This is a genomic window from Nitrogeniibacter aestuarii, from assembly GCF_017309585.1.
Lineage (GTDB): Bacteria > Pseudomonadota > Gammaproteobacteria > Burkholderiales > Rhodocyclaceae > Nitrogeniibacter > Nitrogeniibacter aestuarii.
Genome location: NZ_CP071321.1, coordinates 960999 through 976898, shown reverse-complemented (window position 1 = coordinate 976898; position 15900 = coordinate 960999). Strand labels below are relative to the sequence as shown.

At 66.7% G+C, this 15900-nt stretch carries 16 protein-coding genes; all 16 read left to right on the top strand.

Annotated features, from left to right (window positions below):
- The first annotated feature begins 5 nt into the window (after positions 1–5).
- Positions 6–1124, top strand: coding sequence for a bifunctional 3,4-dihydroxy-2-butanone-4-phosphate synthase/GTP cyclohydrolase II (gene ribBA, locus J0W34_RS04560; protein ID WP_230970872.1), 1119 nt, complete (start codon positions 6–8; stop codon positions 1122–1124).
- Entirely contained in the window at positions 1111–1650 is a 540-nt protein-coding gene (ribH, locus tag J0W34_RS04555) for a 6,7-dimethyl-8-ribityllumazine synthase (RefSeq protein ID WP_230970871.1), read from the top strand. The genes ribBA and ribH overlap by 14 nt, the downstream gene beginning before the upstream one ends.
- A 93-nt stretch (positions 1651–1743) precedes the next feature.
- A complete protein-coding gene (locus J0W34_RS04550; protein ID WP_227815796.1) occupies positions 1744–2256 on the top strand; it encodes a MarR family winged helix-turn-helix transcriptional regulator in 513 nt (170 codons plus the stop codon).
- 166 nt (positions 2257–2422) lie between these two features.
- Positions 2423–4726, top strand: a complete 2304-nt coding sequence (locus tag J0W34_RS04545) for a bifunctional salicylyl-CoA 5-hydroxylase/oxidoreductase (RefSeq protein ID WP_230970870.1) — start codon at positions 2423–2425, stop codon at positions 4724–4726.
- A 27-nt stretch (positions 4727–4753) separates the two neighbouring features.
- The gene (locus tag J0W34_RS04540) at positions 4754–5554 is read left to right on the top strand and encodes an SDR family NAD(P)-dependent oxidoreductase (protein WP_230970869.1); all 801 of its coding nucleotides are present in this window, start codon (positions 4754–4756) and stop codon (positions 5552–5554) included.
- A 23-nt stretch (positions 5555–5577) separates the two neighbouring features.
- Positions 5578–6423 carry an enoyl-CoA hydratase family protein gene (locus J0W34_RS04535; RefSeq protein ID WP_407941134.1) on the top strand — a complete coding sequence of 282 codons (846 nt, stop codon included), beginning with the start codon at positions 5578–5580 and terminating at the stop codon, positions 6421–6423.
- Positions 6424–6433: 10 nt separating this feature from the next.
- Positions 6434–7591 (top strand): acyl-CoA dehydrogenase family protein, encoded by a 1158-nt coding sequence (locus J0W34_RS04530; protein WP_230970868.1) that lies wholly within the window; start codon positions 6434–6436, stop codon positions 7589–7591.
- Between the two features lie 19 nt (positions 7592–7610).
- Entirely contained in the window at positions 7611–8792 is a 1182-nt protein-coding gene (locus J0W34_RS04525) for an acyl-CoA dehydrogenase (RefSeq protein WP_227815792.1), read from the top strand.
- A 19-nt stretch (positions 8793–8811) separates the two neighbouring features.
- Positions 8812–9252 (top strand): acyl-CoA thioesterase, encoded by a 441-nt coding sequence (locus tag J0W34_RS04520; protein WP_230970867.1) that lies wholly within the window; start codon positions 8812–8814, stop codon positions 9250–9252.
- Entirely contained in the window at positions 9249–9647 is a 399-nt protein-coding gene (locus J0W34_RS04515) for a RidA family protein (RefSeq protein ID WP_230970866.1), read from the top strand. The genes J0W34_RS04520 and J0W34_RS04515 overlap by 4 nt, the downstream gene beginning before the upstream one ends.
- An 8-nt stretch (positions 9648–9655) precedes the next feature.
- Positions 9656–10447 carry an enoyl-CoA hydratase-related protein gene (locus J0W34_RS04510; protein WP_230970865.1) on the top strand — a complete coding sequence of 264 codons (792 nt, stop codon included), beginning with the start codon at positions 9656–9658 and terminating at the stop codon, positions 10445–10447.
- An 85-nt stretch (positions 10448–10532) separates the two neighbouring features.
- Positions 10533–12059 carry a 3-hydroxyacyl-CoA dehydrogenase gene (locus J0W34_RS04505; RefSeq protein WP_230970864.1) on the top strand — a complete coding sequence of 509 codons (1527 nt, stop codon included), beginning with the start codon at positions 10533–10535 and terminating at the stop codon, positions 12057–12059.
- The gene (pcaF, locus tag J0W34_RS04500) at positions 12056–13261 is read left to right on the top strand and encodes a 3-oxoadipyl-CoA thiolase (RefSeq protein ID WP_230970863.1); all 1206 of its coding nucleotides are present in this window, start codon (positions 12056–12058) and stop codon (positions 13259–13261) included. The genes J0W34_RS04505 and pcaF overlap by 4 nt, the downstream gene beginning before the upstream one ends.
- Positions 13262–13277: 16 nt before the next feature.
- Positions 13278–14027, top strand: a complete 750-nt coding sequence (locus J0W34_RS04495) for an electron transfer flavoprotein subunit beta/FixA family protein (RefSeq protein ID WP_230970862.1) — start codon at positions 13278–13280, stop codon at positions 14025–14027.
- 8 nt (positions 14028–14035) lie between these two features.
- The gene (locus J0W34_RS04490; RefSeq protein ID WP_230970861.1) at positions 14036–14977 is read left to right on the top strand and encodes an electron transfer flavoprotein subunit alpha/FixB family protein; all 942 of its coding nucleotides are present in this window, start codon (positions 14036–14038) and stop codon (positions 14975–14977) included.
- A gap of 234 nt (positions 14978–15211) precedes the next feature.
- On the top strand, positions 15212–15883 hold the full coding sequence (ribA, locus tag J0W34_RS04485) for a GTP cyclohydrolase II (protein WP_230970860.1): 672 nt from the start codon (positions 15212–15214) through the stop codon (positions 15881–15883).
- The last annotated feature ends 17 nt before the right edge of the window (positions 15884–15900 follow it).

The following is a 15900-nucleotide window of genomic DNA, read 5'->3' as shown; positions in this document are numbered from 1 at the left end:
CCGTCATGCCCTACCCCATTGCCAGCACAGAAGAGATCATTGCCGAGTTCAAGGCCGGTCGCATGGTCGTGCTCGTGGACGAGGAAGACCGCGAGAACGAAGGCGATCTGGTACTTGCTGCTGACTTCGTCTCGCCGGAAGCCATCAACTTCATGGCCCGCCATGCCCGCGGCCTGATCTGCCTGACACTCACCGAGGCGCACTGCCGCAAACTTGGCCTGACGCAGATGGCACAGGCCAACGGCTCGCCGTACAGCACGGCGTTCACCGTTTCGATCGAAGCGGCCAAGGGCGTCACCACCGGCATTTCCGCGGCCGACCGGGCGCACACCATCCGCACCGCGGTGGCCGCCAACGCCACACAGAACGACATCGTTCAACCGGGACACGTGTTTCCGATCATGGCGCGACCGGGCGGTGTGCTGGTGCGCGCCGGCCATACCGAAGCCGGCTGCGACCTGGCGACCCTGGCCGGCCTGCAGCCCGCGTCGGTGATCTGCGAGATCATGAACGACGACGGCACCATGGCGCGGCTGCCGCAACTGGTGGAATTCGCCCGGCATCACGGACTTAAGATCGGCACCATCACCGATCTGATCCACTACCGCGCCGCCTCCGAGAAGCTCGTCGAGCGGGTTGCCAGCAAACCGATCGACACCGCGCACGGTCCGTTCACCCTCCATGCCTACAGCGACCGCAGCTCGGGCACAACCCACCTGGCCATGGTCAAGGGCACCATCCCGGCGGGCGAAGACACCGTGGCCCGTGTGCACGATGCGTTGTCGGTGCTCGACTTCATCGACCCCGCCAGCCGCGAACAGGCGTTTTCCATCGATCAGGCCCAGGCCGCCCTGGCCCATCATGGTCACGGCGTGATTCTGCTCATGCGCAGCCCCGAGGACGAGGCCACCCTCCTGGCGCGCCTGGGCGGCCAGCGCGCACGCGGTCGGCCCAGATGGGATACGCGGACCTACGGCATCGGCGCCCAGATCCTGCGCGACCTGGGTGTGCGGCGCGTGCGTCTGCTCTCGAGCCCCCACAACCTGCCTTCGATGGCCGGATTCGACCTTGAGGTCACCGGTTTCGTGACCTCGCCCGAGGAGCCTTGCCATGCTTCGCGTTAACACCAACACAGGCGGCGCGCCCGAGCTGGACGGCAGCGGACTGCACATCGGCGTGGTCGTGAGCCGCTTCAACGCCGACATCTGCGACGCCCTGCGCGACGCCTGTGTCCATGAACTCGAACACCTCGGCGCCGCCGCCACGGTCGTCTCGGTCCCCGGTGCACTCGAGATCCCCCTGGTGGCGCAAACCATGGGCCAGAGCGGCAATTTCGATGCGCTGATCGCCCTGGGGGCCGTCATCCGCGGCGAGACCTACCACTTCGAGGTGGTCTCCAACGAAGCCTCCCGTGGCGTCATGGCGGTGCAGCTCGACACCGGCATTCCGGTGGCCAACGGCATCCTCACCTGCTTCACCGACGCCCAGGCCCACGTCCGGGTGCGCCAGAAGGCCGAGGATTGCGCGCGCGCCGCCGTGGAAATGGCCAATCTGCTGATCGCGATGACCGGGCGGACCACCCGACACGACATCGCGCCCCCGGGCCCGCCCCCACAGGCGCGACGCGCTGTCACAGCGGAGGAAATTTAAGTGTCAAGTATTGAGTCAGCCGCTATAATCCGCCTTCGGGCGCACCTCTCCAAGGCCGGCGCCGACGTCATTCCTCCTGCCGAGAAGAGCCTCATGTCGAAACGCGCTCAGGCCGCGACACCTGAACCTGCCTCCGCGATGCAAACGCCGCATCCCGGGCAGGATCATGTCGCACTGCGCCTGTGGCTGCGGCTGCTGGCCTGCCACAATCTGATCGAGAGCACCCTGCGCACCCGGCTGCGCGACGAGTTCGATACCACCCTGGCGCGCTTCGACCTCATGTCCCAGCTGTACCGTCACCCCGAAGGGCTTCGCATGCGCGAAGTGTCGCGACTGTTGATGGTGACCGGTGGCAACGTCACCGGGCTGGCCGACCGCCTCGTGGCTGAAGGCATGATCGAACGCCGCGATGATCCGACCGATCGTCGCGCCTACTTCCTCTTGCTGACCGACAAGGGCAGAGATCTGTTTGCCCAGATGGCACGCAGCCACGAAGACTGGGTGGTCTCCCTGCTCTCGTCCCTCGATGACGACGAGCAGCATGAGCTGCACGATCTGCTCGGCAAGATGAAGAGCCTGCTGGCCAAACACAACCCGGCTTCCTGAGCGCAGGGCGTTTCCGCCCTGCTTTTTTTGACCGAATTAGTTTAGTTATAAAATTATCTTGACTTGTTAGTTTAGACATGAAATATTTTTAACTAAACATTGACGCTCGATCAAAGTAGTCCCGACAACGACCGAGCGTACGAGCCACACACCACAGGAGAACACCATGCGTATCGTTTGCTTGGGCGGAGGCCCCGCCGGACTGTACTTCTCGATCCTGATGAAGCAGGCCAATCCGGACCATGACATCACCGTGATCGACCGCAACGCTGCCGACAACACCTTCGGCTGGGGGATCGTTTTCTCCGACCAGACCATGGACGGCTTTCGCGAGGCGGACCCGAAGGTGGTGGAGGAAATCGAAGCCAACTTCCATCACTGGGACGACATCGACGTCTATTTCAAGGATCGCAAGATCACCTCGAGCGGCCATGGCTTTTGCGGTATCGCCCGCCTGAAGCTGCTGCAGATCTTCCAGGCGCGTGCCGCCGAACTGGGCGTCAACATGGTGTGGGAGCAGGAGATCAGGGATCCGGACGACTACGCCGCCGACTACGATCTGGTCATCGCCTCCGACGGCGTGTTCTCCACCGCCCGCAGCAAGTACGAAGCGCATTTCAATCCGCGCATCGACACCCGCAAGTGCCGCTTCATCTGGCTGGGCACCAAGAAGAAGCTCGATGCGTTCACCTTCGCATTCAAGGAAACCGAGTGGGGCTGGTTCAATCTGCACGCCTACCGTTTCAATGAAGACTGGTCCACCTTCATCGTCGAGACCCCGGAAGAAACCTGGCTCAAGGCCGGCATCGACCAGTTCGAGAAGGAAGAGTCCATCGCCTTCTGCGAAAACCTGTTTGCCGATCTGCTCGACGGCCATGAGCTGGTCTCCAACGCCCGCCACCTGCGTGGCTCGGCCATGTGGCTGAAGTTCAACCGGGTGCTGTGCGAGCGCTGGTACAAGGACAACATCGTGCTGCTCGGCGACGCGGCCCACACGGCGCACTTCGCCATCGGCTCGGGCACCAAGCTCGCCATGGAAGACGCCATTTCGCTGGTCAAGGTGCTCAACAGCACCGACGGCTCGGTGCCGGAGCGCCTCGCCCGCTACCAGGAAGAGCGCGAGATCGAAGCGCTCAAGCTGCAAAGTGCTGCCCGCAACCGCATGACCTGGTTCGAGAACGTCGCCGACTACACCGACATGGCGCCCGAGCAGTTTGCCTTCTCGCTGCTCACCGGCAGCCAGCGCGTCGGCCACGCCAACCAGAAAATGCGCGACGCCGAATACATGGCGCAGTACGACCGCTGGTTCCAGCAGCAGGCCGGCCTGCCGGTCGATCCGCAACAACCGCCGGTGCCCCCGATGTTCACGCCCTTCAAGCTGCGTGGCGTGACCCTCGGCAACCGCGTGGTCGTCTCCCCGATGTGCACCTACTCGGCGGTCGACGGGATCCCCGGTGGTTTCCACTTCCAGCACTACACGGCACGTGGCCTGGGCGGCGCCGGCCTGGTCATGACCGAAATGACCTGCATCTCCCCGGAAGCACGCATCACCCCGGGGTGCGCCGGCATCTGGAACGACCCCCAGACTGCGGCATGGAAAGACATCGTCGATTTCGTGCACGCCAACAGCGACGCCAAGATGGGGCTGCAGATCGGTCACGCCGGTCGCAAAGGCTCGACCAAGCTGTCCTGGGAAGGCATCGACCAGCCGCTCGAATCCGGCAACTGGCCGCTGATTTCAGCCTCGCCCCTGCCGTTGATGCCGGGCGTCTCCCAGGTGCCGCGCGAGATGACCCGCGCCGACATGGACAAGGTTCGCGACGACTTCGTTGCCGCGGCACGCCGCGCCCACACCGCCGGCTTCGATCTGATCGAATTCCACGCCGCGCACGGCTACCTGATCTCGTCCTTCATCTCGCCGCTGACCAATCAGCGCTCGGATGAATACGGTGGCAGCCTCGAGAACCGCTGTCGCTATCCGCTCGAAGTGTTCGAGGCGATGCGCGCAGCCTGGCCGGAAGACAAGCCGATGTCGGTGCGGATCTCGGCACACGACTGGGTGCCCGGCGGCACCACGCCCGAGGACGCGGTCGAGATTGCCCGCCTGTTCAAGGCGGCGGGCGCCGATATCGTGCATGTCTCATCCGGACAGGTGAGCAAGGAAGAGAAGCCCGTCTATGGCCGCATGTTCCAGACCCCCTTCTCCGACAAGATCCGCAACGAAGTGCATGTGCCCACCATCGCGGTCGGCAACATCTTCGAGGCCGACCATGTGAACACCATCATCGCCGCCGGCCGTGCCGATCTGTGCGCCCTCGCCCGCCCCCACCTGGCGGACCCGGCCTGGACGCTGCATGCCGCCGCCGACCAGGGCTACCAGAACGTGCGCTGGCCGCGACAGTACGTGGGCGGCAAGGTCCAGCTCGAACGCAACATCGAACGCGCCGGGCAGATGGCGCTGAACGCCTGATCCGGCCCATCCTTGAGGACGAACTCGATGAACACCTCCAACACCCACAACACCGCTGACCGCCCCCTGGCCGGACGCCACGCCGTGGTCACCGGCGCCAACGGCGGCATCGGCGAGGCCATCTGCCAGGCACTGGCCGCCCAGGGCGCCACCATCACCCTGCTGGGGCTCGAAGGCCCCGGTCTCAAGGCCTGCTGCGCCCGCCTGCCCGGCGAAGGTCACGGCGTGGCCGTGGCCGACATCACCGACCACGAGACGGTGACCGGCGTCATGCGCGAAGCCGCCGCTGCACGCGGCCCGGTCGCGCTGCTGGTCAACAACGCCGGGGTCGCCAGAAGCGCCCCCCTGGCCAAGACCAGTCCGGCCCAGTGGCAGATGATGATCAACGTCAACCTGACCGGCACCTTCAACTGCGTCCACGCCGCGCTGCCCGACATGCTCGAGGCCGGCTGGGGACGCATCATCAACATCGCCAGCACCGCCGGGCTGCTCGGCTACGCATACGTGGCGCCCTACTGCGCCGCCAAGCATGGCGTTGTCGGCCTCACCCGCGCCCTGGCGCTGGAAGTGGCCCAGCGCGGCATCACCGTCAATGCGGTATGCCCCGGCTACACCGACACCCCCTTGCTGGCCGGCGCCGTGGACAACATCGTGGCCAAGACCGGCCGCAGCGTCGAAGAAGCGCGTGCAGAGCTGGCCGCCGGCAACCCCCAGGGGCGCCTGGTCAAGCCTGCCGAAGTGGCCAACGCAGTCACCTGGCTGTGCCTGCCCGGTGCCGACGCCATCCATGGCCAATCCATCGCCGTCGCTGGCGGCGAAGTGATGTAACCCCGACGATCAGGAGAACTCCCGTGGCTGAACTTTCCATGCGAGACCACAAGCGCGCGTTCAAGGACTACCCGGCGAAACACTTCAAGTGGACGTGTTCCGACGACGGCCGGGTGGCGACCATCACCCTCAACCGCCCGGACAAGAAGAACCCGCTGACCTTCGACTCCTATGCCGAACTGCGCGACCTGTTCCGTGACCTCGTCCATGCCAGCGATGTGCGCAGCGTCGTCATCACCGGCGAAGGCGGCAACTTCTGCTCCGGCGGCGACGTGTTCGAGATCATCGAACCGCTCACCCATATGACCATGCCCGAGCTGCTCGATTTCACCCGCATGACCGGCGATCTGGTCAAGGCCATGCGCCGTGCGCCACAGCCGATCATCTCGGCCATCGACGGCATCTGCGCCGGCGCCGGCGCGATGATCGCGCTGGCCTCGGACATGCGTCTGGGCACCCCCGGCACCAGGACCGCCTTCCTGTTCACCCGGGTGGGGCTGGCCGGCGCCGACATGGGCGCCTGCGGCCTGCTGCCGCGCGTGATCGGACTGGGGCGCGCCAACGAGTTGCTCATGACCGGGCGCTCGATGCGTGCCGAAGAAGGCGCCGCCTGGGGCTTCTTCAACAGCCTGCACCCCTCGCAGGATGTGCTCGACCAGGCGCAGGCACTGGCCCGCGAACTGGCCGACGGCCCCTGGTTCGCCCACACGGTAACCAAGACCATGGTCAATCAGGAATGGGCCATGGGCATTGAGGAGATGATCGAGTCCGAAGCCCAGGCACAGGCCATCTGCATGATGACCGGCGATTTCCGTCGCGCGTTCGAGGCCTTTGCGGCCAAGCGCAAGCCCGAATTCCAGGGCGACTGAGGGACCGATCATGGACCGCACCTGCCTCGATCTCCCCTTCTTCGGCCCCGAGCACCGGCAGCTTTCGGATGCCCTGGTGGACTGGGCGGCCAGCTTGCCGGCCATCGACCACCACGACACCGACAACACCTGCCGGGAGCTGGTGGCCGCGCTCGGTCGCGCCGGCTTCCTGCGCTACTGCGTGCCGGCCGCGTTCGGCGGCGCGCTACCCGAACTCGATTCGCGCTCGCTCTGCGTTGCCCGCGAGACCCTTGCCTACCATGACGGTCTGGCCGACTTTGCCTTTGCCATGCAGGGCCTGGGTACCGGCGCGATCACCCTCGCGGGCACGCCGGAAATCCAGCGCCAGGTGCTCCCCCGGGTGGCCGCGGGCGAATGGATCGCAGCCTTCGCACTGACCGAGCCACTGGCCGGCTCGGATGTGGGCGCAATGACCTGCGAGGCCCGCCTTGAGGGCGATCACTACGTGATCAACGGCGAGAAGACCTGGATTTCCAACGGCGGCATCGCCGATGTGTACTGCCTGTTCGCCCGCACCGACGAAGCGCCGGGCACGCGCGGCATCTCGGCCTTCGTCATCACGCCGGACATGCCCGGTTTCGAGATCGCCGAACGGCTTGAGGTGATCGCCCCGCACCCGCTGGCGCGCCTGCGTTTCACCGACATGCGCGTGCCGGTGGGGCACCGCCTCGGCGCCGCGGGCGAAGGCTTCAAGGTGGCGATGCGTACGCTGGACATCTTCCGTGCCTCGGTGGGCGCTGCCGCCCTCGGCTTTGCCCGCCGCGCACTGGACGAGGCCATCACCCATGTGAAAGCCCGACCGATGTTCGGCCACACGCTGGCCGACTTCCAGCTGACCCAGGCCAGACTGGGCGAGATGGCCACCGACATCGATGCCGCCGCCTTGCTGACCGCACGCGCCGCCTGGCGCCGCGATGTGCAGAAACTACCCACCACCCGCGAAGCGGCCATGGCCAAGATGACCGCGACCGAGAACGCCCAGCGCATCATCGATGCGGCCGTGCAGATGCATGGCGGCCAGGGCGTGCGCAGCGGCGTGCGGGTCGAATCCCTGTATCGCGAAATCCGCGCGCTACGCATTTACGAAGGGGCAACCGAGGTGCAGAAACTCATCGTTGCCCGCGAACTCCTCAAACAACACACCTGACCCCAAGCCGGAGAAGCACATGAGCAAACTTCATTTCGATTGGAACGACCCGCTTCTGCTCGATCAGCAACTGTCCGAGACCGAACGCATGGTCCGCGACACCGCCCGCGATTACTGCCAGGAACGCCTGCTGCCGCGCGTGCAGGACGCCTTCCGGAACGAGAACACCGACCGCGCCATCTTCAACGAGATGGGTGAGCTGGGTCTGCTGGGCGCCACCATTCCCGAGGAATACGGCGGCTCCGGCCTCAACTACGTGTGCTACGGCCTGATCGCCCGCGAAGTGGAGCGTGTCGATTCGGGCTACCGCTCGATGATGAGCGTGCAAAGCTCGCTGGTGATGGTGCCGATCAACGCATTCGGCACCGAGGCGCAAAAGCGCAAGTACCTGCCCAAGCTTGCCACCGGCGAATGGGTCGGCTGCTTCGGCCTGACCGAGCCGAACCATGGCTCCGATCCGGGCAGCATGATCACCCGTGCCCGCAAGGTGGACGGCGGCTACCGCCTGAGCGGCGCCAAGACCTGGATCACCAACAGCCCCATTGCCGACGTGTTCGTGGTGTGGGCCAAGGACGACGAGGGCCAGATCCGCGGCTTCGTGCTCGAGAAGGGCTGGACGGGCCTCTCCGCCCCGGCCATCCACGGCAAGGTCGGCCTGCGCGCCTCGATCACTGGCGAAATCGTCATGGACGAGGTGTTCTGCCCCGAGGAGAACGCTTTCCCCGACGTGCGCGGTCTCAAAGGCCCGTTCACCTGCCTGAACAGCGCCCGCTTCGGTATCGCCTGGGGCGCCCTCGGCGCCGCCGAGGCCTGCTACGAGACAGCACGTCAATACACCCTGGATCGCAAGCAGTTCGGTCGTCCGCTGGCGGCCAACCAGCTCATCCAGAAGAAGCTGGCCGACATGCTCACCGAGATCACCCTCGGCCTGCAGACCTGCCTGCGCATCGGGCGCATGAAGGACGAAGGCAATGCGCCGGTGGAGCTCACCTCCATCGTCAAGCGCAACTCCTGCGGCAAGGCCCTGGACATTGCCCGCAACGCGCGCGACATGCTGGGCGGCAACGGCATCTCAGACGAGTTCTGCATCGCCCGCCATCTGGTGAATCTGGAGGTGGTCAATACCTACGAAGGCACGCATGACATCCATGCACTGATTCTCGGTCGCGCCATCACCGGGATCGCCGCCTTCGCCAACTGATTTCGGAGGCTTGCCGAACATGCACACAAACTCAGACATCCCCACCGGGCAATTCGTCGCCGAACGCCTGATCCGGTTCAGCCACTGCGACCCGGCGGGCATCGTGTTTTTCCCCCGCTACTTCGAGTTGCTCAACGGCGTGGTCGAAGACTGGTGGGCGCATATCGGCAAGCCATGGACCGAGACCGTGAGCGAACGACGCATGGGCACACCGACCGCCCAGATCGACACCACTTTCGTTGCCCCCTCGCATTTCGGCGAAACGGTGCGATTCGAGTTGTCGGTGACCCATGTCGGCAACAGCTCACTGCACCTGACACACCGCATCGTCGGCCCCGACGGGGGCGAACGCGTCCGTTTCGAGCAGCGCATGGTCGCCACCTCGCTGGACACCCACCGTCCCATGCCCTGGCCGGAAGACATCCGCCAGGCCATCCATGGATTCAAGGAGAAGTCATGAGCATCAAAGTCATTCAACCCGAGGGCTGGATTGCCCCCAAAGGCTACGCCAACGGTATCGAGGCACGTGGCCGGCAGATCTACGTCGGCGGCCAGATCGGCTGGAACGCCCAGTGCGAATTCGAAACCGACGACCTGGTCGAGCAGATCCAGCAGGCCCTGCATAACTGCATGGACGTGGTGCGCGCCGCCGGTGGCGGCCCGGAGCATGTGGTGCGCATGACCTGGTACCTGGAAGACAAGAAGGAATACGTCGCCCGCCTCAAGGACATCGGTGTCGTCTACCGCGATGTGATGGGCCGCAACTTCCCCGCCATGAGTGCCGTGCAGGTCGCCGATCTGGTCGAGGACCGCGCCAAGGTGGAAATCGAAGTGACCGCCGTCATTCCGGACTGAGAGCGATCATGACCAGGTACATCGCCGACGACTCCTTGCTGCGGGTGGGTGCGCCAGACAAGGGCGTGCTCGAGATCACCCTCAACCGCCCACAGGCACGCAACGCCCTGAGCACCCCCCTGCTGCAGGCCCTGGTGGCCTTGCTGGCGCAGGCGGAGCATGACGAGGCCGTGCGCTGCGTCATGCTCACCGGGGGCGAACAGGTCTTTGCCGCCGGTGCCGACCTGGCCGAAATGGCCCGGAAGGACCTGCAGGCCGTGCTCGTCGAGGACCGTCCCCGGCTGTTCGCCGCCATCGCCCGCTTCCCCAAACCGGTCGTCGCCGCCGTGTGCGGCTACGCCCTGGGGGGCGGTTGCGAACTGGCCATGCTCGCGGACATCGTCATCGCCGGCGAATCGGCCCAGTTCGGCCAGCCCGAAATCCGGCTCGGCATCATCCCCGGCGCCGGGGGCACCCAGCGACTCACCCGCACCGTGGGCAAGTCGATGGCCATGAAGATGGTGCTGAGCGGCGAGTTCATCAGCACCCGCGAGGCCCTGAGCAGCGGCCTGGTGGCCGAGGTCACCCCCGACAACGCCTGCCTGGATCGCGCCCGCGCACTGGCGACCAAGATCGCCGGCATGGCCCCGCTGGCCGCACGACTGGCCAAGGAGTCGGTGCTGCAGGCCTTCGACACCCCGCTGGGCGCCGGTCTGGCGGCGGAGCGCCGCAACTTCGTGATCCTCGCCGGTACCGATGACCGTCGCGAAGGCATCGACGCGTTCCTGGAAAAACGCACTCCCCAATGGACGGGGCGATAGACCCCAGGCTGATTGAGGCAAACGTCATGACCCATCCTTCCATTTCGCCACGCCCGTGCGCGCGGCCCCTCGGAGGCATCGCCCGATGAGCGCCCTGTCTTCCAACCGCCCGGTGGCCGTGGTCGGCAGCGGCGCCATGGGCAGCGGCATCGCCCAGGTCGCCGCGCTGGCCGGCCATCCGGTACGCCTGTTCGACGCGCGCCCCGACGCGGCCACCGCCGCCGTGGGCAAGCTGCGCGAGATGCTGGCCACCCTGGCCGCCAAAGGCAAACTGCCCCAAGAGACCGCCGATGCGGCCGCGCAGCGCCTGAGCGCCGCCGGCAGCCTGGCCGAACTGGCGGACAGCGGCCTGATCATCGAAGCCATCGTCGAAGACGCGGACGCCAAGCGCGGCCTGTTCGGCGAGCTGGAGACGCGGGTCGGCGCCGACTGTCTGTTCGCCACCAACACCTCGTCGATCTCGGTCACCGCCATCGCCGCCGGCCTGGCGCACCCGGGTCGACTGGCCGGCATGCATTTCTTCAACCCGGCACCACGCATGCCGCTGGTCGAAATCGTGAGCGGGCTGGCCACGGACCCGGCCACCGCCGAGACCCTGTTCGACACCGCGACGGCCTGGGGCAAGACCCCGGTCCTCGCCCGCTCCACGCCCGGTTTCATCGTCAACCGTGTCGCCCGCCCCTATTACGGCGAGGCCCTGCGCCTGCTCAACGAAGGCGTGGCCGACTGCGCCACCCTCGACGCGCTGATGCGCGAGGCCGGCGGTTTCCGCATGGGGCCCTTCGAACTGATGGACATGGTGGGCCTCGACGTGAGCCTCGCCGTCACCCAGTCGGTGTGGCAGGCCTTTGCCAACGACCCGCGCTTTGCCCCCTCGCTGATTCAGCATGAATACGTCGCGGCCGGCTGGCTGGGTCGCAAGAGCGGACGCGGTTTCTACCGCTACGACAAGGACGCCGAGCGCCCCGCACCGGCGAGCTGCACCGGGCAGCCGGCGCCGACCGGGATCACCGTGTACGGCAACACGCCGCTGGCCGAGGCCCTTGTCACGCGCCTGCCGGACACCACCCGCATCACCCGCGCCCCGGCCCATGCGGACCATCGGGTCGCCAGCACCGGCACCGCCTGCCTGTATGTGAGCGACGGCAGAACCGCCACCCGACGGGCCGCGGACAACGGCGTGGCCGACACGGTGCTGGTCGATCTGGCGCTGGACTACATGAGCGCGCCACGTCTGGGCATCGCCTGCGCGCAGCACTGCGGCGACGCCGCCAGCCAGGCCATGACCGGCCTGTTGCAGGCCGCCGGGTTCGCCGTGTCGCGCCTGCGTGACGTCCCGGGCCTGCCGGTCATGCGCACCGTGGCCATGCTCGCCAACGAAGCGGCGGACGCGGTCAATCAAGGCGTGGCCGAGACCGCCGCGGTGGATACCGCCATGCGCCTGGGCGTGGGCTACCCGCAGGGACCGCTGGCGTGGGCGGAGGGCGTCGGCTGGCCGACGATCCGCACCGTGCTGGCCCATCTGGGCAGCGGCTATGGCGAACCGCGCTATCGCATCTCACCCCATATCGAACAGCAGTACTTCGCCGCCATGGCCAAGGAACCGTCATGAACGACGCCTACATCTGCGACGCCGTCCGCACCCCGATCGGCCGCTACGGCGGCGCCCTCTCATCCGTGCGCACCGACGATCTGGCCGCCCATCCGTTGCGCGCCCTGATGGAGCGCAACCCCTCGGTGGACTGGGCCGCGTTGGACGACATCGTGCTCGGCTGCGCCAACCAGTCCGGCGAAGACAACCGCAACGTGGCGCGCATGGCGGGCCTGCTCGCGGGCCTGCCCATCGCGGTCCCCGGGGCCACCGTCAATCGCCTGTGTGGCTCCGGCATGGACGCCATCGGGATTGCCGCACGCGCCATCCGCAGCGGCGAGGCCGAGCTGATGATCGCCGGCGGCGTGGAGAGCATGTCGCGCGCGCCCTTTGTGATACCCAAGTCGGACACCCCCTTCGGGCGCGGCATGGAGATTTTCGACACCACCATCGGCTGGCGCTTCGTCAATCCGCGCATGAAGGAGCAGTTCGGCATCGATTCGATGCCCGAGACCGCCGACAACCTGGCAGTCGAGCTGGGCATCGCCCGCGAGGATCAGGATCTGTTCGCCTGGCGCAGCCAGCAACGCTGGGCCGCCGCGCAGGCCGCCGGGCGCTTTGCCGACGAGATCGTGCCGGTGCTCATCCCTCGGCGAAAGGGCGACGCGCTGCGAGTGGACACCGACGAGCACCCGCGCCCCGACACCACCGTGGACATGCTCGGCCGCCTCAAGCCCATCAACGGGCCGGACATGACCGTGACCGCCGGCAATGCCTCCGGCGTCAATGACGGCGCCGGTGCGCTGCTGATTGCCTCGGGCGCCGCGCTTGAGCGCCATGGGCTCACGCCCCGCGCCCGCATCCTGGGCGTGGCGACCGCCGGGGTCGAGCCACGCATCATGGGTATCGGCCCGGTGCCGGCCACCCGCAAGCTGCTTACCCGCCTGGGCCTGAGCATCGAACAGATGGACGTGATCGAGCTGAACGAAGCCTTCGCCGCGCAGGCCCTGGCCGTCATGCGCCAACTCGGCATTGCCGACGATGCCGCCCATGTGAACCCCAACGGCGGCGCCATCGCCATGGGCCACCCGCTCGGCATGAGCGGCGCCCGGCTGGTGGCCACCGCCAGTCACGAACTGACCCGCCGCCAGGGACGCTATGCCCTGTGCAGCATGTGCATCGGCGTCGGCCAGGGCATTGCCATGGTCATCGAGCGGGTCTGAACACGGAGAGTACGCAATGAAGATTCTCGTTCCCGTCAAACGGGTCATCGACTACAACGTCAAGGTTCGCGTGCGCTGCGACGGCACCGGCGTCGACCTGTCCAACGTCAAGATGAGCATGAACCCCTTCGACGAGATTGCCGTCGAGGAAGCGGTTCGCATGAAGGAAACCGGCACGGCCACCGAAGTGGTTGCCGTAAGCTGCGGCGTCACCGCCTGCCAGGAGACCCTGCGCACCGCCCTGGCCATGGGCGCCGACCGCGCCATTCTGGTGAGCACCGACACCGAGCTTCAACCCCTCGGCGTGGCCAAGCTGCTCCAGGCGATCTGTGCGCGCGAGCAGCCGCAACTGGTGCTGTGCGGCAAACAGGCCATCGATGACGACGCCAACCAGACCGGACAGATGCTGGCCGCGTTGCAAGGCTGGCCACAGGCCACCTTCGCCTCAAAGATCGTGGTCGAGGGCGGCGAGGTGTGCGTGACCCGCGAAGTGGACGGCGGACTGGAAACCCTGGCCTTCACCCTGCCGGGCGTGGTCTCCACCGATCTGCGCCTCAACGAGCCGCGCTACGCCACCTTGCCCAACATCATGAAAGCCAAGAAGAAGCCGCTCGACGTGCTGCCCGCCAGTGAGCTGGGCGTCGATCTGGCCCCGCGCCTGAGCACGCTCAAAGTCGTCGAGCCGCCCGCACGCAGCGCCGGCATCCGGGTGGCGGATGTCGCCGAGCTGGTCGCCCGACTCCGCAACGAAGCCAAAGTGATCTGAGGTTATCCATGAGCATTCTTGTCATCGCTGAACACGACCACACACGCCTCAAGGCGTCGACCCTCAACACCGTTGCCGCGGCCGCTCGACTCGGCGACGACGTGCATGTCCTTGTCGCCGGGCACCAGTGCGCCGACGCAGTTGCCGAAGCCACGCGCCTGAACGGCGTGGCCCGGGTGCTGTCCGCCGATGCGCCCCACTACGCGGACCCGAGTGCCGAAAACCTCGCCACCCTGGTGCTTGCGCGGATCGGCGCGGACGGCAGCTACGGTCACATCCTCGCGCCGGCGACCGCCTTCGGCCGCAATCTGGCACCGCGCATTGCCGCCCTGCTCGATGTGGCGCAGATCTCCGACATTGTCGCCATCGAAGACGCCGACACCTTCGTGCGCCCGATCTACGCGGGCAATGCGCTCGCCACCGTTCGGAGCGGCGATGCGTGCAAGGTGATCACCGTGCGCACCACCGCGTTCGACCCGGTCGGCACCGACAACCACGCCCCGGTGACGGCACTCGACCCTGCGGCCGACTGCGCCCTCGTCCGGCTGGTCGGTCGCGAACTGACACAGTCCACACGCCCCGAACTGGACACCGCCCAGGTGATCGTCTCGGGCGGACGCGGGCTGGGCAGTGGCGACGCCTACCGGGAGATTCTCGAGCCCCTGGCCGATGCGCTCAAGGCGGCGCTCGGGGCCTCGCGCGCGGCAGTGGATGCGGGCTTCGTGCCCAACGACTTCCAGGTCGGCCAGACCGGCAAGATCGTTGCGCCGGCACTCTATATCGCGGTCGGCATCTCGGGCGCCATTCAGCACCTGGCCGGCATGAAGGACTCCAAGGTCATCGTCGCCATCAACAAGGACCCGGAAGCCCCGATCTTTCAGGTTGCGGACTACGGCCTCGTTGCCGATCTGTTCTCCGCCGTACCGGCGCTGGTCGAGGCCTGCCAATGACTCCTCTTCCCACCCTGCTCGCCCCCTCCCAATCAGCGTCAGTGGTGGATTTCGCCCGGGCCTCCGGGCTTTTTTTACACGGAACAGGCCGTGGCGATTGAGGCCACGACCTTTGCTCATCCCCACGCACCCTCCGGCGCCTTCGCCGGAGGGTGCCGCGGGACACGAGGGCGCCGACCGCCGTGGCGCATGACGGCCAGCCCCTGATCGACACGCTTTGCCAGGAGATCAACCATGCCCGCCCACGAGCTCGACACCGATCAGGCAACGAAGCTCAGCTTCGTCGCCAGCACCCGCCTGCCCACCCCCTGGGGCACCTTTCTGCTTCATGGTTTCGAAGCGGACGGCCACGAACACCTGGCGCTCACCGTGGGTCGCCTGGATGGCGACGAACCCGTGCTGTGCCGCATTCACTCCGAATGCCTGACCGGCGACGCCCTGTTCAGCCAGCGCTGTGACTGCGGCGCCCAACTGGCGGCCGCCATGGCGGCCATCGCCGACGCCGGGCGCGGCGTCATCCTCTACCTGCGTCAGGAGGGTCGTGGCATCGGCCTGCTCAACAAACTGCGCGCCTACGCGCTGCAGGACATGGGACTGGACACCGTGGACGCCAACCTTCAACTCGGCTTCGCCCCCGACGCGCGCAACTACGCCATGTGTCGGCCCATGTTCGAGCACCTGGGCGTTGGGCGCGTTCAGCTCATGACCAACAACCCCCGCAAGGTGGCCGCACTCGAAGCTCAAGGTATCGAGGTGGTCGAGCGCCTTCCCCATCAGGCCGGCGCCTGTGCCACCAATGCCCGCTATCTGGCGACCAAGGCCGAACGCCTGGGTCACTTCCTCCCCGGCAATCTCACCCGACCCGACATCCGACGATACGCATCACGAAAGAGCCTCGTTTCCTGAGCCGAAGTGACGGGGCC